The organism is Tenacibaculum ovolyticum DSM 18103, assembly GCF_000430545.1.
Classification (GTDB): domain Bacteria; phylum Bacteroidota; class Bacteroidia; order Flavobacteriales; family Flavobacteriaceae; genus Polaribacter; species Polaribacter ovolyticus.
In genome coordinates this window covers 79,088-99,308 of record NZ_AUMF01000009.1, presented here as the reverse complement: position 1 = coordinate 99,308, position 20,221 = coordinate 79,088, and the positions used below count along the sequence as shown (strand labels likewise).

Annotated in this window: 31 protein-coding genes; 30 read left to right on the top strand and 1 reads right to left on the bottom strand. The window is 33.4% G+C overall.

Features of this window, described 5'->3' with window-relative positions:
• Window positions 1–13: 13 nt before the first annotated feature.
• Complete coding sequence (locus tag H518_RS0101745) at window positions 14–3,220, bottom strand: SusC/RagA family TonB-linked outer membrane protein (RefSeq protein ID WP_028887480.1); 3,207 nt, start codon at window positions 3,218–3,220, stop codon at window positions 14–16.
• 365 nt (window positions 3,221–3,585) lie between these two features.
• Between H518_RS0101745 and rpsL the strand changes: the two genes are divergently transcribed.
• The 30 genes from rpsL to rpsK all read left to right on the top strand — a co-directional run bounded on the left by rpsL (window position 3,586) and on the right by rpsK (window position 20,163).
• Window positions 3,586–3,960, top strand: coding sequence for a 30S ribosomal protein S12 (rpsL, locus tag H518_RS0101740; RefSeq protein WP_028887479.1), 375 nt, complete (start codon window positions 3,586–3,588; stop codon window positions 3,958–3,960).
• Between the two features lie 32 nt (window positions 3,961–3,992).
• Window positions 3,993–4,469, top strand: coding sequence for a 30S ribosomal protein S7 (gene rpsG, locus H518_RS0101735; RefSeq protein WP_028887478.1), 477 nt, complete (start codon window positions 3,993–3,995; stop codon window positions 4,467–4,469).
• A gap of 3 nt (window positions 4,470–4,472) precedes the next feature.
• On the top strand, window positions 4,473–6,590 hold the full coding sequence (fusA, locus tag H518_RS0101730) for an elongation factor G (RefSeq protein ID WP_028887477.1): 2,118 nt from the start codon (window positions 4,473–4,475) through the stop codon (window positions 6,588–6,590).
• 12 nt (window positions 6,591–6,602) lie between these two features.
• Window positions 6,603–6,908, top strand: a complete 306-nt coding sequence (gene rpsJ / locus H518_RS20960) for a 30S ribosomal protein S10 (protein WP_024740605.1) — start codon at window positions 6,603–6,605, stop codon at window positions 6,906–6,908.
• Window positions 6,909–7,197: 289 nt separating this feature from the next.
• Complete coding sequence (rplC, locus tag H518_RS0101720) at window positions 7,198–7,815, top strand: 50S ribosomal protein L3 (protein ID WP_028887476.1); 618 nt, start codon at window positions 7,198–7,200, stop codon at window positions 7,813–7,815.
• A complete protein-coding gene (gene rplD / locus H518_RS0101715) occupies window positions 7,815–8,444 on the top strand; it encodes a 50S ribosomal protein L4 (protein ID WP_028887475.1) in 630 nt (209 codons plus the stop codon). The genes rplC and rplD overlap by 1 nt, the downstream gene beginning before the upstream one ends.
• 8 nt (window positions 8,445–8,452) lie before the next feature.
• Entirely contained in the window at window positions 8,453–8,743 is a 291-nt protein-coding gene (rplW, locus tag H518_RS0101710) for a 50S ribosomal protein L23 (protein WP_028887474.1), read from the top strand.
• 11 nt (window positions 8,744–8,754) lie between these two features.
• On the top strand, window positions 8,755–9,579 hold the full coding sequence (gene rplB, locus H518_RS0101705; RefSeq protein WP_028887473.1) for a 50S ribosomal protein L2: 825 nt from the start codon (window positions 8,755–8,757) through the stop codon (window positions 9,577–9,579).
• A 3-nt stretch (window positions 9,580–9,582) separates the two neighbouring features.
• Window positions 9,583–9,861: a 30S ribosomal protein S19 gene (rpsS, locus tag H518_RS0101700; protein ID WP_028887472.1), complete on the top strand. Its 279-nt coding sequence runs from the start codon at window positions 9,583–9,585 to the stop codon at window positions 9,859–9,861.
• Window positions 9,862–9,870: 9 nt separating this feature from the next.
• Complete coding sequence (rplV, locus tag H518_RS0101695; protein WP_028887471.1) at window positions 9,871–10,275, top strand: 50S ribosomal protein L22; 405 nt, start codon at window positions 9,871–9,873, stop codon at window positions 10,273–10,275.
• A gap of 11 nt (window positions 10,276–10,286) precedes the next feature.
• On the top strand, window positions 10,287–11,012 hold the full coding sequence (rpsC, locus tag H518_RS0101690; protein ID WP_028887470.1) for a 30S ribosomal protein S3: 726 nt from the start codon (window positions 10,287–10,289) through the stop codon (window positions 11,010–11,012).
• A 22-nt stretch (window positions 11,013–11,034) separates the two neighbouring features.
• Window positions 11,035–11,466: a 50S ribosomal protein L16 gene (gene rplP, locus H518_RS0101685; protein WP_028887469.1), complete on the top strand. Its 432-nt coding sequence runs from the start codon at window positions 11,035–11,037 to the stop codon at window positions 11,464–11,466.
• Between the two features lie 11 nt (window positions 11,467–11,477).
• Window positions 11,478–11,669: a 50S ribosomal protein L29 gene (gene rpmC / locus H518_RS0101680; RefSeq protein WP_028887468.1), complete on the top strand. Its 192-nt coding sequence runs from the start codon at window positions 11,478–11,480 to the stop codon at window positions 11,667–11,669.
• Between the two features lie 18 nt (window positions 11,670–11,687).
• Window positions 11,688–11,945, top strand: coding sequence for a 30S ribosomal protein S17 (gene rpsQ, locus H518_RS0101675; RefSeq protein WP_028887467.1), 258 nt, complete (start codon window positions 11,688–11,690; stop codon window positions 11,943–11,945).
• A 1-nt stretch (window position 11,946) separates the two neighbouring features.
• The gene (gene rplN / locus H518_RS0101670) at window positions 11,947–12,315 is read left to right on the top strand and encodes a 50S ribosomal protein L14 (RefSeq protein WP_028887466.1); all 369 of its coding nucleotides are present in this window, start codon (window positions 11,947–11,949) and stop codon (window positions 12,313–12,315) included.
• A 12-nt stretch (window positions 12,316–12,327) separates the two neighbouring features.
• Entirely contained in the window at window positions 12,328–12,636 is a 309-nt protein-coding gene (gene rplX / locus H518_RS0101665; protein ID WP_028887465.1) for a 50S ribosomal protein L24, read from the top strand.
• A 2-nt stretch (window positions 12,637–12,638) separates the two neighbouring features.
• Window positions 12,639–13,190, top strand: coding sequence for a 50S ribosomal protein L5 (gene rplE, locus H518_RS0101660; RefSeq protein WP_028887464.1), 552 nt, complete (start codon window positions 12,639–12,641; stop codon window positions 13,188–13,190).
• Window positions 13,191–13,193: 3 nt separating this feature from the next.
• Entirely contained in the window at window positions 13,194–13,463 is a 270-nt protein-coding gene (rpsN, locus tag H518_RS0101655; RefSeq protein ID WP_028887463.1) for a 30S ribosomal protein S14, read from the top strand.
• A 105-nt stretch (window positions 13,464–13,568) separates the two neighbouring features.
• On the top strand, window positions 13,569–14,759 hold the full coding sequence (locus tag H518_RS0101650) for a DUF6973 domain-containing protein (protein WP_028887462.1): 1,191 nt from the start codon (window positions 13,569–13,571) through the stop codon (window positions 14,757–14,759).
• Between the two features lie 381 nt (window positions 14,760–15,140).
• On the top strand, window positions 15,141–15,539 hold the full coding sequence (rpsH, locus tag H518_RS0101645) for a 30S ribosomal protein S8 (RefSeq protein ID WP_028887461.1): 399 nt from the start codon (window positions 15,141–15,143) through the stop codon (window positions 15,537–15,539).
• Between the two features lie 12 nt (window positions 15,540–15,551).
• Window positions 15,552–16,097, top strand: coding sequence for a 50S ribosomal protein L6 (gene rplF / locus H518_RS0101640; protein ID WP_028887460.1), 546 nt, complete (start codon window positions 15,552–15,554; stop codon window positions 16,095–16,097).
• 18 nt (window positions 16,098–16,115) lie between these two features.
• The gene (gene rplR, locus H518_RS0101635) at window positions 16,116–16,466 is read left to right on the top strand and encodes a 50S ribosomal protein L18 (RefSeq protein WP_028887459.1); all 351 of its coding nucleotides are present in this window, start codon (window positions 16,116–16,118) and stop codon (window positions 16,464–16,466) included.
• Between the two features lie 8 nt (window positions 16,467–16,474).
• Entirely contained in the window at window positions 16,475–16,999 is a 525-nt protein-coding gene (rpsE, locus tag H518_RS0101630) for a 30S ribosomal protein S5 (RefSeq protein ID WP_155995104.1), read from the top strand.
• Between the two features lie 11 nt (window positions 17,000–17,010).
• Complete coding sequence (gene rpmD, locus H518_RS0101625) at window positions 17,011–17,193, top strand: 50S ribosomal protein L30 (RefSeq protein ID WP_028887457.1); 183 nt, start codon at window positions 17,011–17,013, stop codon at window positions 17,191–17,193.
• 11 nt (window positions 17,194–17,204) lie between these two features.
• Window positions 17,205–17,654, top strand: a complete 450-nt coding sequence (gene rplO, locus H518_RS0101620) for a 50S ribosomal protein L15 (protein ID WP_028887456.1) — start codon at window positions 17,205–17,207, stop codon at window positions 17,652–17,654.
• Between the two features lie 12 nt (window positions 17,655–17,666).
• On the top strand, window positions 17,667–18,986 hold the full coding sequence (gene secY, locus H518_RS0101615) for a preprotein translocase subunit SecY (RefSeq protein WP_028887455.1): 1,320 nt from the start codon (window positions 17,667–17,669) through the stop codon (window positions 18,984–18,986).
• A 1-nt stretch (window position 18,987) separates the two neighbouring features.
• On the top strand, window positions 18,988–19,203 hold the full coding sequence (infA, locus tag H518_RS0101610; protein WP_028887454.1) for a translation initiation factor IF-1: 216 nt from the start codon (window positions 18,988–18,990) through the stop codon (window positions 19,201–19,203).
• Between the two features lie 12 nt (window positions 19,204–19,215).
• Window positions 19,216–19,332 (top strand): type B 50S ribosomal protein L36, encoded by a 117-nt coding sequence (gene ykgO, locus H518_RS20720; RefSeq protein ID WP_073316873.1) that lies wholly within the window; start codon window positions 19,216–19,218, stop codon window positions 19,330–19,332.
• Window positions 19,332–19,697 carry a 30S ribosomal protein S13 gene (gene rpsM, locus H518_RS0101605; protein ID WP_028887453.1) on the top strand — a complete coding sequence of 122 codons (366 nt, stop codon included), beginning with the start codon at window positions 19,332–19,334 and terminating at the stop codon, window positions 19,695–19,697. The genes ykgO and rpsM overlap by 1 nt, the downstream gene beginning before the upstream one ends.
• A gap of 79 nt (window positions 19,698–19,776) precedes the next feature.
• On the top strand, window positions 19,777–20,163 hold the full coding sequence (gene rpsK / locus H518_RS0101600) for a 30S ribosomal protein S11 (RefSeq protein ID WP_028887452.1): 387 nt from the start codon (window positions 19,777–19,779) through the stop codon (window positions 20,161–20,163).
• Window positions 20,164–20,221: the final 58 nt, after the last annotated feature.

Genomic DNA, 20,221 nt, shown 5'->3' with positions numbered 1-20,221 from the left:
GTTTTTTTATTATTTAGAAAGAAAATTGGAAATTAAGACCTATAGATCTTGAACTTGGAGCTTGACCTCCTTCAATGAAACTAAAACCGTTATTACCCGTAGAATTAGGAGATTCTAATTCTGAAGGGTCAATATAATCTACATCAGAATAAATTAACCAAACATTATTGGCATAAACACCAATTTTCGCATTTGAAAAACCTAGTTTATCTAGAGCTAATTTAGGTAGGTTATAAGAGAATGAAATACTTCTAAGTTTAATATATGAGGCATCGTGAAGAAATTCGTCACCAATGGCAAATTTATCCCATCCATCTGAATTTAAGTCTTTATAATATGATACAGGATTACCTGTTGTAGCATCTACGCCGTCAATTAATCGTCCACCAGAAACTGAATTAGTATTGTTATTTAAAAGCACATTTCCTGTTGGAGCATTACCTGCGCTATCTAAAAGAGGGTCTCTTACTGGGTTTCCTAAGGCATTGTTCCCAATTGTGCTTATATGATTACCTGAAGCTTTACCAAACATTTGTGTCATAGAAAAGTATTTCCCCCCTTTTTGGAAGTCTATACCTAAAGACAAATCAAAATTTTTGTAAGTAAATGTATTTGTAAAACCACCTGTAAAGTCAGGTAAGTAATTTCCTAAATATTGGTTTTCTTCTGTAACATATGTTCCGTCAGTATTAATAACTTTTTTACCATCAGCATTTGTTTTTATGCGTCTACCATATATAGCACCCCATTCTTCACCAACACGTTCTTGTAAGTTAATCATAGATTCATTACCCCAGTAATTCTCTCTAAAACTATACGCAGCTAAGTATTTATTATCTATACCTAAAGCTAATGCTTCAACTCTCCTTTCTAGAGTAGCAAAATTAATACTAGTGTTCCATGTAAAAGAGTCATTAGTTATTGGAGTCGCATTTAATGCTATTTCTAGACCTTTATATGTTTGTTTACCGCTGTTAGCATAAACAGAAGTATTACCTGTAGATGCATCTAAATCTAATTCAACAGGTAAACCTTTATCTGTTTTACTAAAATATGATACATCTAATCCTATTCTATTATTTAAGAATTGTAATTCTGTACCAATTTCAAATTCATTTTTAACACCTCCATTTAAGATTGGGTTGTTTAAAGCATTAGGTATTTCTTGTGTACCAGTACTACCGTAACTAATTCCAGTATCATATGTTTGCCCTAAGCTATATACGTTTGGAAATGCAGGAGCCTCAGAATAACCAACTCTAAGTTTACCAAAAGATAAAATATCGTTTTTTGGAATTATTTTAGAGAATATAAAACTTGATGATAAAGAGAAAGTTTTAACAACATTGAGGTTTGGGTTAGCTGTAGAATTCCAATCAAGTCTATAGCTACTGTCTAAATAAAGTGTGTTTTTATACCCTACTGATCCTTTTAAGAAAAGAGCTTTGTTTTTTGTTAAATTCTTTACGTTTTCAATTGTAGGTTTATCAACAGATGTATTTAGACTATAGAAGTCTTTAGTTGTTAACCCACCAACACTTGATACATCTAAACTTTCAAGTTTGTAATTAGAAATTTCTGTACCAAGATTAGCTGTAACATCAAAATCATCATTAATTTTCTTTTGATAATTTAACATAGCAAAGTATTCATCTTTTGATCTTGTATATTCATATTCTCCGTATGCAGCCTGGCCATCAAGGTTACCCCACCCTGTTTGTGTGTGTGATTTAAATGAGGTGTAATGAGTTCTACCTTCTGCTACAATTGAAAGGTCATTAGTAATTTTATAATTGAAGCCTATTTTTCCAAATGCGGTATTTCTGTCATTTGCATTGGTGTTTTCATATACGTCAAAGAAAGGAGAATCCCAATATTTTGGAGATGGGTCAGTAGGTCCATTAATATTCCATGAAATAAATTTACCATTACGTTTGTAGTCTCTTACTCTGTCAATATCAATTTGTCTTTGCCACCATTGGTTAATGTTAGAGAAAACATTTCCATAGTTCTCTGCTAATTCATTATTAGTTTTTCTGTTTTGGTAATTAAAATTACCAAAAACATTTAGCTTTTCAGAAATATTGAAATCAACATTAAATGCAGCTTGAGTTGTTTTTCTATCAGCATTTGGCATTACACTTTTTCTATTAGTATGTGTAATTTGAGCTTTTACATTATAGTCTTCACCTCCTTTTAAAGCGGTTATGCTTGTTCTTTGAGTAGTTCCTATTCTAAAGAAATTTTTAATGTTATCAGGCTGAGCAGACCAAGGTCTTAATTTACCAAATTCAGGGTCTCCTTCAATCCAACTGTCCCAGTGTCTAACCGGGGTGCCGTCTAATTTAGGGCCCCAAGATTCATCAGCTGCATAATAAGGAGTTTTTTGCCCATTAAAACTAGCCCAAGAAGCTGGATGTATTGCAGGATTATAATTAAAAGTATCCCATTCTTGAGAATAACCACCACCATATTCGTTTTGGGTCTTCATTAAATTTGTTACCTGGTCCATTGCGTAACCTGAGTTAACAGTGATTTGCGCTTGACCATTTTTTGCTTTTTTCGTAGTAACAAGGACAACACCATTTTGTCCATCAGGACCATATAAAGCTGTTGCTGCTAACCCTTTAAGAGTTGATATCTCTTGGATATCTTCAGTATTTATACTGCTTAAATCGTTCATTTTGATATTGTCAACGATATATAGTACATTGGTGCTTCCCCTAAGTCTAACCTTAGCAGCTTTAAACCCTGCGCCAGGAGCACCAACAAGTTGAATACCTGCTACTTTTCCTGCTAATGCATTAGAAACATCAGATTCTAGAGTTCTGCTAACTGCTTCACCTTTTACCGTTTGTTGAGCGTAACCTAAAGATTTTTTATCTCTTTTAATACCTAGTGCTGTAATTACGACTTCATCTAAAACATTGTCGCTAGACATAGTCACATTAATCGTTTTTGAAACGGTAATTGTTTTTTGGATAGTCTTCATACCTACAAAACTAAAAATAAGTATGTCGCCAGTTTTAGCATTTATGGTGTATTTACCATCAAAATCCGTTTCTGTACCGTTTGTGGTTCCTTTTTTTAATACAGTAACTCCTGGTAGTGCTCCTGATTCATCAGTAACGGTTCCTGAAATCGCTCTGTCTTGTGCAAAGGAAATTTGCATAAATAACGCTAGGAATAGCGTTAAAATCCCATTAAACTTTGTTTTCATTATGTAATTATTTGAATTAATTGGTTGCTAAATTCATAAAATTATATTAAAATGACAACTTTTTAACGTAAAAAATGTAATTAACTTAATATGTTAAGAATGTTTTAAGTTTTGTATTGTCTTTTATAGAGTAAGTAAAGTGTCAATAAAGCTTGTATATTTAGTCTGTTTTTAGAGATGTGTACTTAGTTAATTAATGGAGGTGAAAAGTAGTTTGCTCATAAAAAGCGTTATTGAATTAATTATATTTAAGCTATTTTTAAAATAATCAACTGATATTTGAATAATTAGAAATAAATTGTACATTTGCACACTCTTTTGAAGAGAGTAATTTTTAGTACAAATTAAAAACAAGTAATAATAGTATGCCAACTATTCAACAATTAGTTCGTAAAGGAAGAACCAAAATAACTAAGAAGAGTAAATCGGCTGCATTACAAGCTTGTCCTCAGAGACGTGGAGTTTGTACGCGTGTGTATACCACTACACCTAAGAAACCTAACTCAGCAATGCGTAAGGTAGCAAGGGTAAGATTAACAAATGGTAACGAAATTAACGCGTATATCCCAGGTGAAGGACATAACTTGCAAGAGCACTCGATAGTATTAGTTAGAGGTGGAAGGGTAAAAGATTTGCCAGGAGTTAAGTATCACGTAGTACGTGGTGCGTTAGATACTGCAGGAGTTGAGGGTAGAACTCAACGTAGGTCTAAGTACGGTGCAAAACGCCCAAAGAAGTAAAATTAATCAATTAACTTTTTTAATGTAAAGACATGAGAAAAAGAAAAGCGAAAAAAAGAGTTCTTTTACCAGATCCAAGGTTTAATGACCAATTAGTAACACGTTTTGTTAATAATTTAATGTGGGACGGTAAAAAATCTGTAGCTTTTAAAGTATTTTACGATGCAATGGATATCGTAAACGAAAAGAAGACTGACGAAGAAAAATCAGCCTTAGAAGTTTGGAAAGATGGTTTGTCAAATGTGATGCCACATGTAGAGGTTCGTTCTCGTCGTGTAGGTGGAGCAACATTTCAAATTCCAATGCAAATTCGCCCAGACCGTAAAGTGTCTATGGCAATTAAATGGATGATCACTTACACACGTAAGCGTAATGAAAAAACAATGGCTCAGCGTTTAGCAGCTGAAATCTTAGCAGCAGCTAAAGAAGAAGGAGCAGCTGTTAAAAAGCGTACAGATACGCATAAAATGGCTGAAGCAAACAAAGCATTCTCACACTTTAGATTCTAAGAAATGGCTAGAAATTTAAAATTTACTAGAAATATTGGTATTGCCGCACATATTGATGCTGGTAAAACTACTACGACAGAACGTGTATTGTATTATACAGGTGTGAGTCATAAAATAGGTGAGGTGCATGATGGTGCCGCAACTATGGACTGGATGGAGCAAGAGCAAGAAAGAGGTATTACAATTACTTCTGCTGCTACAACTTGTGAATGGAAATTCCCATTAAATAATGGAGAAGCTACTGATGAAACTAAAGGATATCACTTTAATATTATTGATACTCCAGGTCACGTTGATTTTACAGTAGAAGTAAATCGTTCATTAAGAGTTCTTGATGGTTTAGTTTTCTTATTTAGTGCTGTTGATGGTGTAGAGCCTCAATCAGAAACTAACTGGAGACTTGCTGATAACTATAAAGTACCTCGTATTGGATTTGTTAACAAAATGGACCGTCAAGGGTCTAACTTTATGGCTGTGTGTCAGCAGGTAAAGGATATGTTAAAATCTAATGCAGTGCCAATTGTAATGAATATTGGAGATGAGGATGAATTTAAAGGTATTGTTGATTTAGTTAAGAATCGTGCTATTGTATGGCATGATGCTACACAAGGAGCAACATTCGATATCATCGATATTCCAGAAGATTTAAAAGAAGAAGCTGCCGAGTTAAGAGGGAAACTTATTGAAGAGGTTGCTGCTTATGACGAAAATCTTTTAGAAAAATATATGGAAGATGAAGATTCAATTACTGAAGAAGAGGTGCATGCTGCACTTCGTGCTGCGGTAATGGATATGTCTATTATTCCTATGATTTGTGGATCTGCATTTAAAAATAAAGGTGTTCAGTTCTTATTAGATGCTGTATGTCGTTATTTACCATCTCCTTTAGATAAAGAAGCTATTATTGGAACTAATCCTGATAACGGTGAAGAAATTTCTCGTAAACCAGATGTTAAGGAGCCTTTCGCAGCATTAGCTTTTAAAATTGCTACTGATCCTTTCGTAGGTCGTTTAGCATTCTTTAGATCTTATTCAGGTAGATTAGATGCTGGATCTTACGTTTTAAATAACCGTTCAGGTAAAAAAGAACGTATTTCTAGAATTTATCAAATGCATGCAAATAAGCAAAATGCTATCGATTATATCGAAGCTGGAGATATTGGTGCAGCAGTAGGTTTTAAATCTATTAAAACTGGAGATACTTTATCTGATGAAAAACATCCTATTGTTTTAGAATCTATGGATTTCCCAGACCCAGTAATTGGTATTGCGGTTGAGCCTAAAACTAAAGCAGATGTTGATAAATTAGGAATGTCTTTAGCTAAGTTAGCAGAAGAAGACCCTACATTTACAGTTAGAACAGACGAAGCTTCAGGACAGACTATTATTTCTGGAATGGGTGAGTTACACTTAGATATTATTGTTGATCGTTTAAAGCGTGAATTCAAAGTAGAAGTTAACGAAGGTCAACCTCAAGTGGAATATAAAGAAGCTATTACTGCTGTTGCAGATCATAGAGAAGTTTATAAGAAGCAATCAGGTGGTCGTGGAAAATTTGCAGATATTGTATTCACTATGGAACCTGCAGATGAAGGAGTTCAAGGTTTACAGTTTTCTTCTACGATTAAAGGTGGAAACGTTCCTAAGGAATTCGTCCCTTCTGTAGAGAAAGGATTCAAAGAAGCTATGAAGAACGGACCTTTAGCAGGTTACGAAATGGATTCTATGAAAGTAACTTTAAAAGATGGATCTTTCCACCCTGTGGATTCTGATCAGTTATCTTTTGAGTTAGCTGCAAAAATGGGATTCAAAGCTGCTTCTAAAGCTGCTAAATCTAAAATTATGGAGCCATTAATGAAATTAGAAGTGTTAACTCCAGAGGAGAACATGGGTGATATCGTTGGTGATTTAAATAGAAGAAGAGGTCAGGTTAACGATATGAGTGATCGTAACGGAGCTAAAGTTGTAAAAGCATTGGTACCACTATCTGAAATGTTCGGGTATGTTACAGCTTTAAGAACTATGTCTTCTGGTAGAGCAACTTCTACAATGGAATTTTCTCACTATGCTGAAACTCCATCGAACGTTTCTGAGGATGTAATAGCAAAATCTAAAGGTTAATAAGATATTAAGATGAGCCAAAAAATTAGAATTAAATTAAAATCTTACGATTATAACTTAGTAGATAAATCTGCTGAAAAAATCGTAAAGACAGTAAAGTCAACTGGTGCTGTAGTAAACGGTCCAATTCCTTTACCAACAAATAAAAAGATTTTTACTGTATTACGTTCACCACACGTAAATAAAAAATCTAGAGAGCAATTTCAATTATCTGCTTACAAAAGATTATTAGACATTTATAGTTCTTCTTCTAAAACTATTGATGCTTTAATGAAACTTGAGTTACCTAGTGGAGTTGAAGTTGAGATTAAAGTATAAGTAAAACACTAACTTTCGGTTTAATTTTGTTAAACCGAAAGTTTTTTATATTTTTGCACACCGAAATTTAGGTTTCGTGGTGTAAAAACTCTGATTTTAATCAGAATTTAACATGTCCTGAGGGTTTCGCAAGGGAAAAATGGTAAAAACAAATTCAAGAGTGGAGATGTTTTTCGCTCTTTTTTTATGTGAAAACTTAAGGTAGTAAACTGAAACATTTGTTTCAAACAATTTATTATTAATAGACGCGCTGGATAAAAAATAATCTATCGTCTTAAAATTAACAAATATGTCTGGGTTAATAGGTAGAAAAGTAGGTATGACCAGCTTATTCGATGAGAACGGGAAGAATATTCCTTGTACTGTTATCGAAGCAGGGCCATGCGTGGTTACCCAAGTCAGAACCGAAGAGGTTGACGGCTATAGTGCGTTACAACTTGGTTTCGATGACAAAAAAGCAAAAAGCTCTAATAAAGCTTTAGATGGACACTTTAAAAAAGCTGGTACATCTGCTAAGAAAAAAGTTATTGAATTTCAAGGGTTTGAAGGAGAGTATAAATTAGGTGATTCAATTACTGTTGAGCACTTTACTGAAGGAGAATTCGTAGATGTTTCTGGAGTTTCTAAAGGTAAAGGATTTCAAGGTGTTGTTAAACGTCATGGGTTTGCCGGTGTTGGTCAAGCAACTCACGGTCAACATAACCGTTTAAGAGCCCCAGGTTCGATTGGTGCTGCATCTTATCCTGCAAGAGTATTCAAAGGAATGCGCATGGCAGGTCGTATGGGTGGAGACAAAGTAAAAGTTCAGAATTTAAAAGTATTAAAAGTGGTTGCTGATAAGAATCTTATCGTAGTAAAAGGAGCAATTCCTGGTCACAAAAATACTTTTGTAACTATCGAAAAATAATGAAAGTAGCAGTTTTAGATATTACAGGAAAAGATACCGGTAGAAAAGTTGAACTTTCTAACGAGGTATTCGGTATTGAACCAAATGATCATGCAATTTATTTAGATGTTAAGCAGTACTTGGCTAATCAAAGACAAGGAACTCACAAAGCTAAAGAAAGAGCTGAGATTACTGGAAGTACAAGAAAGATTAAGAAACAAAAAGGAACTGGTACAGCACGTGCAGGATCTATTAAATCTGGAGTTTTCAGAGGAGGTGGACGTATGTTTGGACCAAGACCAAGAAGTTATTCTTTCAAGTTAAATAAGAACTTAAAGCGTTTAGCACGTAAGTCAGCTTTAAGTATTCAAGCAAAAGATAGTAATTTAGTAATCGTTGAAGACTTTAATTTTGAGTCTCCAAAAACTAAAGAATTTATCAATGTTTTAAAAGCTTTAGAATTAGACTCTAAGAAGTCTTTATTTGTTTTAGGAGAAGAAAGTAATAATGTTTACTTATCATCTCGTAATTTAAAAGGAACTAAAGTAGTAAATGCTACAGGAATTAATACATATAGTGTTTTAAACGCTAATAAAGTAATTATTTCTGAAAGCACTTTAGAAGGAATTCAATCTAACTTAAGTAAATAGGCATAGAAATGAGCATTTTAATAAAACCTATTATTACGGAAAAAGCAACAAACGATAGCGAAGTTAATAATCGTTATGCATTTGTTGTAAACAGTCAGGCAAATAAATTGGAAATCAGAAGTGCTGTTGAAGCGGCTTATGGTGTAGCAATAAAGTCTGTTAAGACAATGAATTATCCTCTTAAAAGAAAAACTAAACACACTAAGAAAGGTTTAGTTACTGGAATAACAAGTGGATACAAAAAAGCTATCGTTCAGGTATCTGAAGGAGAAACTATTGATTTTTATAACAATCTTTAAGAAAAGACAAAATGTCAGTTAGAAAATTAAAACCAATAACACCAGGTCAGCGTTTTAGAGTTGTAAATGGGTTCGACACCATAACAACTGATAAGCCGGAGAAAAGTTTACTTGCTCCGAAAAAACGATCTGGAGGTCGAAACAATCAGGGTAGAATGACTACACGTAACATCGGTGGAGGTCATAAACAAAAATACCGTATTATCGATTTTAAAAGAGATAAACAAGGTATCCCTGCAACAGTTAAAACTATAGAGTACGATCCGAATCGTACTGCATTTATTGCTTTACTTAGTTATGCTGATGGTGAAAAGCGTTATGTAATTGCACAAAACGGTTTAACAGTAGGTCAGGTAATCGTTTCAGGTAAGAACTTAGCTCCAGAAATTGGAAATGCTATGTACTTAAGCGAAATTCCTTTAGGAACTACTATTTCTTGTATTGAGTTACACCCAGGTCAAGGAGCTGTTATGGCTCGTTCTGCAGGTTCATTTGCTCAATTAATGGCAAGAGATGGTAAATATGCAACGGTAAAGTTACCATCAGGTGAAACAAGATTAATTTTGTTGACTTGTATGGCAACTATTGGAGTAGTATCTAATTCAGATCACCAATTACTAGTTTCTGGTAAAGCAGGTAGATCTAGATGGTTAGGTAAGAGACCAAGAACTAATGCTGTTCGTATGAATCCAGTTGATCACCCAATGGGTGGTGGTGAAGGACGTTCTTCAGGAGGACATCCAAGATCAAGAAACGGTATTCCAGCTAAAGGGTTTAAGACTAGATCTAAAACTAAAGCTAGTAATAAGTATATTATAGAACGTAGAAAGAAATAAACCATGGCAAGATCATTAAAAAAAGGACCTTTCGTTCACTATAAATTAGAGAAAAAAGTGTTAACTAACGTTGAAACTGAGAGTAAATCAGTTATCAAAACTTGGTCAAGAGCAAGTATGATTACTCCAGATTTCGTAGGGCAAACAATTGCTGTTCATAATGGACGTCAGTTTGTACCAGTTTACGTTACAGAAAACATGGTAGGTCATAAATTAGGCGAATTTTCACCAACACGTTCTTTTAGAGGGCACGCTGGTGCAAAAAATAAAGGAAAAAAATAGTAGGAAATTATGGGAAGTCGTAAACATAACATGGCATTACAGTTAAAAGAAGCAAGAAAGTCAAGAGCTTTTGCTAAAATAACTAATTGTCCTACATCACCGAGAAAAATGCGCTTGGTAGCAGATTTAGTAAGAGGAGTAGAGGTTGAAAAAGCTTTACAAATTTTAAAATTTAGTCCAAAAGAAGCATCAAGAAACTTAGAGAAATTGTTAATGTCTGCAATTGCAAACTGGCAAGCTAAGAATGAAGATGCTAGTATCGAAGATGCTGGATTATTTGTTAAAACAATTTGTGTAGATAGCGCAGGTATGTTAAAAAGGTTAAGACCAGCTCCACAAGGTCGTGCACATAGAATTCGTAAGCGTTCTAATCACGTTACTTTAGAGTTAGGAGCTAAAAATAAAAGTAATTAATCAAAGTAGAAATGGGACAAAAAACAAATCCAATAGGAAATCGTTTAGGAATTATCAGAGGATGGGAATCTAACTGGTATGGTGGAAATGACTACGGAGATAAATTAGCTGAAGATGACAAAATAAGAAAGTATATTAATGCTAGATTATTTAAAGCAAGTGTATCAAGAGTAATTATTGAGCGCACACTTAAACTTGTAACCGTTACTATCACTACTGCACGTCCAGGTATCATTATTGGTAAAGGAGGTCAAGAGGTAGACAAGTTAAAAGAAGAGCTTAAGAAAATTACAGGAAAAGAAGTTCAAATTAACATTTTTGAAATTAAGCGTCCAGAATTAGATGCTAAGTTAGTTGCAGCAAGTGTTGCACGTCAAATTGAAAATAGAATTTCTTACAAGAGAGCTACTAAAATGGCTATTACTGCTGCAATGAGAATGAATTCAGAAGGAATTAAAATTCAAATTTCTGGTCGTTTAAATGGAGCTGAAATGGCACGTTCTGAGCATTATAAAGAAGGAAGAATTCCTCTTTCTACTTTTAGAGCAGACATTGATTACGCACTTGTTGAGGCACATACACAATACGGAAGATTAGGTATTAAGGTATGGATCATGAAAGGTGAGGTTTATGGAAAACGCGAATTATCTCCATTAGTAGGATTATCTAAACAAAAAGGTGGTGCTAATAAAGGTGGTGGTAATAAACGTCCACAACAACCTCGCAGAAGAAAATAATTTTTAAAATTAGAAATTAAAAATGTTACAGCCAAAAAGAGTAAAATACCGTAAGGTACAGAAGGCGAAAGGAAATATGAAAGGTAACTCTGGTAGAGGTGCTCAACTTTCTAACGGAATGTTTGGTATCAAATCATTAGATCAGAACTTACTAACTTCTCGTCAAATAGAGGCAGCTCGTATTGCGGCAACTCGTCATATGAAAAGAGAAGGTCAGCTTTGGATTAAGATATTTCCAGACAAGCCTATTACAAAGAAGCCATTAGAAGTACGTATGGGTAAAGGTAAAGGTGCACCTGATCATTTCGTGTCAGTTATTAAACCAGGAAGAATTTTGTTTGAAGTTGGTGGAGTACCAATGGATGTTGCAAAAGAAGCTTTACGTTTAGCAGCACAAAAACTTCCAGTAAAAACGAAGTTTGTTATTGCAAGAGATTTTGATTTTAACGCTTAATTCTATATACAATGAAACAATCAGAAATTAAAGAATTAACAACTACTGACTTACAAGGAAGGTTAGTGACGTTAAAGAAAAATTATACGGATCTTAAGATGGCTCACGCCATAACTCCATTGGAAAACCCAATGCAGATTAAAAGCTTAAGAAAAACTGTAGCAAGAATTGCTACAGAGTTAACTAAAAGAGAATTACAATAATTCTAGTCAGTTTTAAAGATGGAAAAAAGAAATCTTAGAAAAGAGAGAATAGGTGTAGTATCTAGTAACAAAATGGAGAAATCTATTGTTGTTAATGAGGTAAAAAGAACCAAGCACCCAATGTACGGTAAATTCGTATTAAAAACGAAAAAGTACGTTGCACATGACGAGAATAACGATTGCAACGAAGGTGATACTGTAAGGATAATGGAAACACGTCCTATGAGTAAATCTAAACGTTGGAGATTAGTAGAAATCCTAGAAAGAGCTAAATAATATGTTACAGACAGAATCAAGATTAAGAGTCGCAGATAACACTGGAGCAAAAGAAGTTTTAGTGATAAGAGTTTTAGGAGGAACAAGAAAGCGTTATGCTAGCGTTGGAGATAAAATTGTAGTAACTGTAAAGTCTGCAACTCCAAACGGAAGTGTAAAAAAAGGTCAAGTATCTCGTGCAGTTGTTGTTCGTACTAAAAAGGAAATTAGACGTAAAGACGGATCATATATCAGATTTGATGATAATGCTTGTGTACTTTTAAATCCTACAGAGGAAATGAGAGGAACACGTGTATTTGGTCCTGTTGCCCGTGAATTACGTGATAAGCAATTTATGAAGATAGTATCATTAGCACCTGAAGTGCTTTAAATCGACATTAAGATGAAGAAGTTCAAAATAAAATCAGGAGATACTGTTAAAGTATTGGCAGGAGATCACAAAGGATCGGAAGGGAAGGTTTTACAAATCTTTAAGGATAAAGATAGAGTATTAGTAGAAGGTGTTAATATGGTGTCTAAACACACTAAACCAAGTGCTGCTAATCCTCAAGGAGGAATTGTAAAGAAAGAAGCTTCATTACATATATCTAACCTTGCATTAATCGAAAACGGTGAAGCAGTAAAAGTTGGTTATAAAGTAGAAGGAGATAAGAAAATTAGATTTTCAAAAAAATCAGATAAAGCAATATAGCAATGAGTTACGTACCAAGATTAAAAGAGGAGTACAAGAGCAGAGTTATCAAAGCTCTTACTGATGAGTTCGGTTATAGTAATGTAATGCAAGTACCTAAATTACAAAAGATTGTTGTAAGTAAAGGTGTTGGTGCAGCTATAGCAGATAAGAAATTAATAGAATACGCTATTGACGAGTTAACTACTATTACAGGTCAAAAAGCAGTTTCAACTATATCTAAGAAAGATGTTGCAAACTTTAAATTACGTAAAGGAATGCCAATTGGTGTGAAGGTTACGTTAAGAGGAGTTAAAATGTACGAGTTTTTAGACAGATTAGTTACAGCTTCTTTACCACGTGTAAGAGATTTTAACGGAATTAAAGCGAACGGTTTTGATGGTAGAGGTAATTATAACTTAGGAATTACTGAACAAATCATCTACCCTGAAATTAATATTGATCAAGTTAAAAAAATTAGTGGTATGGATATTACTTTTGTAACATCTGCAAACACTGATAAAGAAGCTAAATCATTATTAGGAGAATTAGGTTTACCATTTAAAAAGAACTAAAAGATGGCTAAAGAATCAATGAAAGCGCGTGAGCGCAAAAGAGCTAAAACGGTTGCTAAGTATGCTGAAAAGAGAAAAGCTTTAAAAGAAGCTGGAGACTACGAAGCGTTACAAAAGTTACCTAAAAATGCATCACCAGTTAGAATGCACAATCGTTGTAAATTAACAGGTCGTCCGAAAGGATATATGCGTCAGTTCGGTGTTTCACGTGTTACTTTCCGTGAAATGGCTAACCAAGGATTAATTCCAGGAGTTAAGAAAGCTAGTTGGTAAACAAAAACTAGTTTTATTTTTAAAAAAAGGTTTATACCCATTGTGGTATGAACCTTTTTTTTATTTTTGCCGTTTTAAAAATGCTAATTATTAAATTATATTACTATGAGAAAAATTAATTATTTATTGCTACCAATTATTTTATTATTATTTAATTGTTCAGATAAAGAAACCTTAGTTTCTAATGAAAATGAAGAGAAACAAAGTATAAGTGAAAACTTGTCAACTTATAAAGGATTACCCGTATTAAACAGGTTAAATACACCAATTGTAGATTATAAAAAGACAACAGAATTAAAAAGAAAAGAGCAACCGATAAGTTTTGATGAATTTAGCTTAGACGAAATAGCGTTGGCTGTTAAAGAAGAACTAGTAAAATTTCCTTTTATTACAGATAAAAGTATAGCTGATGATAAAAGAAAATTTTTAATGAATGATTTTCCAACATTGTCTACTGAAGAAATTGATGAGAATATAACTATCATTGAAAATTATTATTATAAAAGCTTGGACTATTTAGTTTACATCAGGTTATTGGATAAAAAACAAAGGGGAAGTAGTCAGTCTTATAAAGGTGCTGACTATGGTAATGAGCAAGTTAATTGTATTAATAAAAAGCATGGTGTTTTTAAAAATTATGGAGGTGATTTAGGGTCAAAAGCTATGGCATTATATGCATTTAAAAAAGCGGCTATAGCTAAGAATATTGCAAAGCAAGTTTTTTCAAGTTTAGATGAGTCAGACACTAAGCTAGATGCTTATAGACATATTCTTTGGAGTGCGCTTTTGTGTAATAATTACCTTACTGTTTCATCTAAGTCGCCTAAGTTAGCGTATGCTAAAGCAGTTACAGATGCTTGGGAGTTATGTAGTACAGATAATAAAGAAGATGCGCATGAAATGGATTACCACAATAATGCAATAGGGAGAAAAGTATATAATGATAATACTCAATATAAAACATTATTAGGTGCGAATATAGGTTTAAAATCACCTAGCCTTGCCTTATTAAAAATAAAAACAAAATATGTTGTAGATCGAGCTTTTTTAGTTAAAGGAAGCACAGTAACTGAAGTCGCTAATAAAATTAGAACAAAAAAATTTAATGTTGTTATTGGTCATGAAGAAGAGAGAAGATATATTTGTGATGAAAATGGGAACCAAAAATTACCTAGGTTTACACCTTATATTTATACCATTGACCAGAACAATAAATGTTGGGCGACTTTTTATGGGGTACCTTATGAGTATTATGATGCTAATAAAGCTGTATACATTTCAGAAAAACTAAAATAATAAAATTATAATAATATTCAAAAATCATATATTCTTAGATATAAAGTAGATTTAAAAGTATTTAAAAAGAAACAGGTGATTTTAATTACCTGTTTTTTTTATATATAAAATTATGAAAATAAGACTTAAAAGAGCCAATAATTTAAGACTCAAAATGATAAGTCTTAAAAAGGTTTTATTTTACAAAAGTTTATGTATATTTGCATTCTGTTTTTATGGGGTAAATTATGCCTTGTGGGTAAATACTAGTAAATAGTATAATGCCTATGAGATTTATCAGAAAAAGCAAAAAATGAATATTAACTGGTTTCAGGTTCATTAATTACGATTTTCATAGTGGAATAAGAATTATTGAAAACCAAAACCGAAATTTAATTAATTATGTATACAGATCCAATTGCGGATTTTCTTACTCGAGTGAGAAATGCTATTGCAGCAAATCACCGAGTAGTTGAGATTCCTGCTTCAAAACTGAAGAAGGAAATGACGAAAATTTTGTTCGATCAAGGTTATGTTTTAAGTTATCAGTTCAATGACGATAAAGTTCAAGGAACAATCAAGATAGCTTTAAAATACGACAGAGACACGAAAGAATCAGTAATCAGAAAGATTCAAAGAATTTCAACACCAGGTTTACGTAAATACGTTGGCTCTAAAGAGATGCCAAGAGTATTAAACGGTTTAGGTATTGCTATTGTTTCTACATCTAAAGGTGTAATGACAAACAAGAAAGCTAAACAAGAAAACGTTGGTGGTGAAGTATTATGTTACGTTTATTAATCACTTTGTACAATGAGTAGAATAGGGAAAAATCCAATCGCATTACCACAAGGTGTTGAAGTTAAAGTAGACGGAAATGTGGTTACAGTAAAAGGTAAATTAGGAGAATTAACTCAAGAGTTAAAATCTGAAATTACTGCAGAAATCGAAGATGGTGTTTTAACAGTTAAAAGAACATCAGATAGTAAAGATCATAGAGCAGCACACGGTTTATATCGTGCTTTAATCAATAACATGATTGAAGGAGTTTCTAAAGGTTATACTAAGGAATTAGAATTAGTGGGTGTAGGTTATAGAGCATCTAATCAAGGGCAAAAATTAGATTTAGCTTTAGGTTTCTCTCATAACATTGTTTTAAACTTAGCTCCTGAAGTAAAGGTTGAAACAGTATCTGATAAAGGTAAAAACCCAATAATTAAGTTATCTTCATTTGATAAGCAATTAGTTGGTCAAGTTGCAGCTAAAATCCGTTCTTTCCGTGCTCCAGAGCCATATAAAGGAAAAGGAATTAAGTTTGTAGGTGAAGTATTAAGAAGAAAAGCAGGTAAATCTGCATAATAAATAAGAGAAATTATTATGGCATTATCAAAGCTTGAAAGAAGACAACGAATTAAGTATAGAATTAGAAAAATAGTTACAGGAACAGCTGCAAAACCTAGGTTATCAGTTTTTAGAAGTAATAAAGAAATCTATGCTCAATTAATTGATGACGTTGCTGGTGTAACATTAGCATCTGCATCATCTAGAGATAAAGAAATTACATCTGGTTCTAAATCAGAAGCTGCAGTTGCAGTAGGTAAAGCAATAGCTGAAAGAGCTACTAAAAATGGTGTTGAAACTGTTTCTTTTGATAGAAATGGGTTTTTATATCACGGTAGAGTAAAGGTATTAGCTGAAGCTGCTAGAGAAGCTGGTTTAAAATTTTAAGAAATTATATTATGTTAGGATATAAAAACGTAGAAAGAGTAAAACCAAGCGGATTAGAGCTTGTAGATAAATTAGTAGGTGTACAGCGTGTTACCAAAGTAACTAAAGGGGGTAGAGCATTTGGTTTCTCTGCAATCGTAATAGTTGGAGATGGTAATGGAGTTGTAGGTCATGGATTAGGAAAATCTAAAGATGTAGCTTCTGCAATTGCTAAAGCAATAGAAGATGCTAAGAAAAGTTTAGTACGTATTCCTATTTTAGACGGAACTTTACCTCACGAACAAAAAGGTAAGTTTGGTGGTGCGAAAGTATTTATCAAGCCAGCCTCACATGGTACGGGAGTTATCGCCGGTGGAGCAGTACGTTCAGTACTTGAATCTGTTGGTATTAAAGACGTATTATCTAAATCTCAAGGATCATCAAACCCTCACAACGTAGTTAAAGCAACTTTTGATGCTTTATTACAATTACGTAATGCAGCAACTATTGCAAAGCAAAGAGGTATTTCTTTAGAGAAAGTTTTTAACGGTTAAAATTTAAGACGATGAGTAAAATTAAAGTTACACAAGTAAGAAGTAAAATCGGTCGCCTTAAAAGTCAAAAAGCAACGTTAGAGGCATTAGGTTTACGTAAATTAAACCAAACTGTAGAGCACAATGCAACAGCTACAATTTTGGGTATGGTAAAAACAGTTTCACACTTAGTTTCTGTTGAAGAAATTAAATAAGACAATATAAGATGAGTTTACACAACTTAAAACCTGCAGCAGGATCTACAAAGAGCGGTAAAAGAATCGCCCGTGGAGAAGGTTCTGGACATGGAGGTACCTCTACAAGAGGTCATAACGGTCAGAAATCTCGTTCTGGTTATTCTCGTAAAATAGGATTTGAAGGAGGTCAAATGCCACTTCAAAGACGTGTACCTAAATTTGGTTTCACAAACATTAATCGTAAAGAGTATGTTGGTGTTAATTTAGATAAGTTACAAGGATTAGTAGAGAACGGAAAAGTTACAGATACAATTACTTTAGAGGTTTTAGTAGAAAACCGTTTAGCTCGTAAAACCGATTTAGTAAAAATACTAGGTGGTGGTGAGTTAAAAGCTAAATTAAACGTAACTGTACATAAATTTACTGCAACAGCAAAAGCGGCTATCGAAGCGGCAGGAGGTGAAGTAGTTACATTATAATCACTGTAAATGATGAATTTTATAAATACATTAAAGGACATTTGGAAGATAGAAGAGTTAAAGGAGAAATTACTTTTAACTTTAGGTTTAATTGCTGTTTACCGTTTTATGGCGGCAGTTCCATTACCTGGAATTGACCCAACTCAGTTATCAGCTTTACAAGACAGTACTTCTGGTGGACTTTTAGGTTTATTAAACGCATTTACAGGTGGGGCATTTGCTAGAGCGTCAGTAATGGCTCTTGGTATAATGCCTTATATTTCTGCATCAATTGTGGTTCAGTTAATGGGTATCGCGGTACCATATTTACAGAAGTTACAAAAAGATGGAGAAAGTGGACGTAAGAAGATTACACAAATAACAAGATGGCTTACAATTGCTATTACTTTGTTTCAAGCACCGACCTATATTGGAATTATCCAAAACCAAATGGGATTAGGACCTGAAGCATTTTTAGTAACAGGAGCTACATTTTGGGTATCATCTATAATACTTTTAGCTGCAGGAACAATTTTTGCAATGTGGTTAGGAGAGCGTATTACAGATAAAGGAGTTGGTAATGGAATATCATTATTAATTACTGTAGGTATTATAGCTAACTTCCCAGCGGCTTTTATTCAAGAACTAGTTTCTAAGAATTCAGCAGGAGCAGGAGGTATTATGATGATTCTAATCGAACTAATAGTTTGGTTTGTAGTAATTTTGTTAACCGTATTATTAGTTACAGCAGTACGTAAAGTTGCAGTTCAATACGCACGTCGTACAGCCGTTACAGATATTAAAGATGTTGACGGTGCACGCCAGTACATTCCTTTAAAATTGAATGCATCTGGAGTAATGCCAATTATTTTTGCACAAGCTATTATGTTTTTACCTGTAGCTTTAGGACAAAAATTCCCAGCATTAAACAGTTTAACCGACAACTTCGGATTGTGGTATAACGTTATATTTGCAGTCTTAATTATTATTTTTAGTTATTTTTATACGGCGATTACGATCCCAACTAATAAAATGGCTGAAGATTTAAAAAGAAGTAATGGTTTCGTTCCAGGATATAAGCCAGGAGAAGAAACTGCAAATTATTTAGACGCTGTGTTATCTAAGATAACTTTCCCAGGGTCTCTATTTTTAGCAGCTTTATCAATTTTACCTGCTATCATTGTAAAGTTTGGAGTTACTCAAAACTGGGCAATGTTTTTTGGAGGAACATCTTTAATCATTATGGTTGGAGTTGCGATAGATACTATTCAGCAAATAAACTCGTATTTATTAAATAGTCGTTATGATGGTTTAATGAAAACAGGTAACAGTAACAGAAAATCATTAAAATAATATGGCTAAACAACCAGCAATTCAACAAGACGGAACGATTACAGAAGCATTATCAAATGCAATGTTTCGTGTAGAATTAGAAAACGGACATGTTGTTACGGCTCACATTTCAGGTAAAATGCGTATGCATTATATCAAACTATTACCAGGAGATAAGGTAAAATTAGAAATGAGTCCGTATGATTTATCAAAGGCAAGAATTACTTACAGATACTAAAAACACACACTGATGAAAGTAAGAGCATCATTAAAGAAAAGAAGTGCCGAGTGCAAGATTGTACGAAGAAAAGGCAGATTATACGTAATAAACAAAAAGAATCCTAGATTTAAACAAAGACAAGGGTAATGGCAAGAATAGCAGGTATTGATATTCCAAAGAATAAAAGAGGTGTTATCGCTTTAACTTACATCTTTGGTATAGGAAACAGCAGAGCTAAAGAAGTTTTAGCAGCAACAAAAATTGACGAAAGTATCAAAGTTCAAGATTGGAACGATGATCAAATTGCAGCGATTCGTGAGCAAGTAGGAACTTTTACTATTGAGGGAGAGTTACGTTCAGAAGTTCAAATTAGTATTAAACGTTTAATGGACATCGGATGTCAAAGAGGTATTCGTCACAGACTAGGTCTTCCATTAAGAGGTCAAAGAACTAAGAATAATTCTCGTACAAGAAAAGGTAAGAGAAAAACTGTAGCTAACAAGAAAAAATAAGTTAGATAAGTAATCAAGATCTAATAATAGCTGTAAAACTATAAAGTTAGAAAACTAAATTACTAAAACTATAATAATCATGGCAAAGTCTAAAATAACAAAAAAACGTAAAGTTGTAATAGAATCAGTAGGTGAAGCTCACGTAACTGCATCATTCAACAACATTATTATTTCTTTAACAAACAAAAAAGGTGACGTTATTTCTTGGTCATCTGCAGGTAAAATGGGTTTTAGAGGTTCTAAAAAGAATACTCCATACGCAGCTCAATTAGCAGCAGAAGATTGTGCAAACGTTGCAAAAGAAGCAGGATTACGTAAAGTAAAAGTGTACGTTAAAGGACCAGGTAACGGTAGAGAATCTGCAATCAGATCTATCCATAATGCTGGAATTGAAGTAACTGAAATCATTGATGTTACTCCTATTCCTCACAACGGATGTCGTCCTCCTAAAAGAAGAAGAGTATAAGTTGAATTAACTTCAACTTATATTTTATTTAGCGTACTTTTGTGCGCAATTAAAAATA

Bases quoted from the DNA above. Each gene is read 5' to 3' on its own strand.
- H518_RS0101745 (WP_028887480.1), bottom strand. From the start codon at position 3,220: ATGAAAACAAAGTTTAATGGGATTTTAACGCTATTCCTAGCGTTATTT.
- rpsL (WP_028887479.1), top strand. From the start codon at position 3,586: ATGCCAACTATTCAACAATTAGTTCGTAAAGGAAGAACCAAAATAACT.
- rpsG (WP_028887478.1), top strand. From the start codon at position 3,993: ATGAGAAAAAGAAAAGCGAAAAAAAGAGTTCTTTTACCAGATCCAAGG.
- fusA (WP_028887477.1), top strand. From the start codon at position 4,473: ATGGCTAGAAATTTAAAATTTACTAGAAATATTGGTATTGCCGCACAT.
- rpsJ (WP_024740605.1), top strand. From the start codon at position 6,603: ATGAGCCAAAAAATTAGAATTAAATTAAAATCTTACGATTATAACTTA.
- rplC (WP_028887476.1), top strand. From the start codon at position 7,198: ATGTCTGGGTTAATAGGTAGAAAAGTAGGTATGACCAGCTTATTCGAT.
- rplD (WP_028887475.1), top strand. From the start codon at position 7,815: ATGAAAGTAGCAGTTTTAGATATTACAGGAAAAGATACCGGTAGAAAA.
- rplW (WP_028887474.1), top strand. From the start codon at position 8,453: ATGAGCATTTTAATAAAACCTATTATTACGGAAAAAGCAACAAACGAT.
- rplB (WP_028887473.1), top strand. From the start codon at position 8,755: ATGTCAGTTAGAAAATTAAAACCAATAACACCAGGTCAGCGTTTTAGA.
- rpsS (WP_028887472.1), top strand. From the start codon at position 9,583: ATGGCAAGATCATTAAAAAAAGGACCTTTCGTTCACTATAAATTAGAG.
- rplV (WP_028887471.1), top strand. From the start codon at position 9,871: ATGGGAAGTCGTAAACATAACATGGCATTACAGTTAAAAGAAGCAAGA.
- rpsC (WP_028887470.1), top strand. From the start codon at position 10,287: ATGGGACAAAAAACAAATCCAATAGGAAATCGTTTAGGAATTATCAGA.
- rplP (WP_028887469.1), top strand. From the start codon at position 11,035: ATGTTACAGCCAAAAAGAGTAAAATACCGTAAGGTACAGAAGGCGAAA.
- rpmC (WP_028887468.1), top strand. From the start codon at position 11,478: ATGAAACAATCAGAAATTAAAGAATTAACAACTACTGACTTACAAGGA.
- rpsQ (WP_028887467.1), top strand. From the start codon at position 11,688: ATGGAAAAAAGAAATCTTAGAAAAGAGAGAATAGGTGTAGTATCTAGT.
- rplN (WP_028887466.1), top strand. From the start codon at position 11,947: ATGTTACAGACAGAATCAAGATTAAGAGTCGCAGATAACACTGGAGCA.
- rplX (WP_028887465.1), top strand. From the start codon at position 12,328: ATGAAGAAGTTCAAAATAAAATCAGGAGATACTGTTAAAGTATTGGCA.
- rplE (WP_028887464.1), top strand. From the start codon at position 12,639: ATGAGTTACGTACCAAGATTAAAAGAGGAGTACAAGAGCAGAGTTATC.
- rpsN (WP_028887463.1), top strand. From the start codon at position 13,194: ATGGCTAAAGAATCAATGAAAGCGCGTGAGCGCAAAAGAGCTAAAACG.
- H518_RS0101650 (WP_028887462.1), top strand. From the start codon at position 13,569: ATGAGAAAAATTAATTATTTATTGCTACCAATTATTTTATTATTATTT.
- rpsH (WP_028887461.1), top strand. From the start codon at position 15,141: ATGTATACAGATCCAATTGCGGATTTTCTTACTCGAGTGAGAAATGCT.
- rplF (WP_028887460.1), top strand. From the start codon at position 15,552: ATGAGTAGAATAGGGAAAAATCCAATCGCATTACCACAAGGTGTTGAA.
- rplR (WP_028887459.1), top strand. From the start codon at position 16,116: ATGGCATTATCAAAGCTTGAAAGAAGACAACGAATTAAGTATAGAATT.
- rpmD (WP_028887457.1), top strand. From the start codon at position 17,011: ATGAGTAAAATTAAAGTTACACAAGTAAGAAGTAAAATCGGTCGCCTT.
- rplO (WP_028887456.1), top strand. From the start codon at position 17,205: ATGAGTTTACACAACTTAAAACCTGCAGCAGGATCTACAAAGAGCGGT.
- secY (WP_028887455.1), top strand. From the start codon at position 17,667: ATGAATTTTATAAATACATTAAAGGACATTTGGAAGATAGAAGAGTTA.
- infA (WP_028887454.1), top strand. From the start codon at position 18,988: ATGGCTAAACAACCAGCAATTCAACAAGACGGAACGATTACAGAAGCA.
- ykgO (WP_073316873.1), top strand. From the start codon at position 19,216: ATGAAAGTAAGAGCATCATTAAAGAAAAGAAGTGCCGAGTGCAAGATT.
- rpsM (WP_028887453.1), top strand. From the start codon at position 19,332: ATGGCAAGAATAGCAGGTATTGATATTCCAAAGAATAAAAGAGGTGTT.
- rpsK (WP_028887452.1), top strand. From the start codon at position 19,777: ATGGCAAAGTCTAAAATAACAAAAAAACGTAAAGTTGTAATAGAATCA.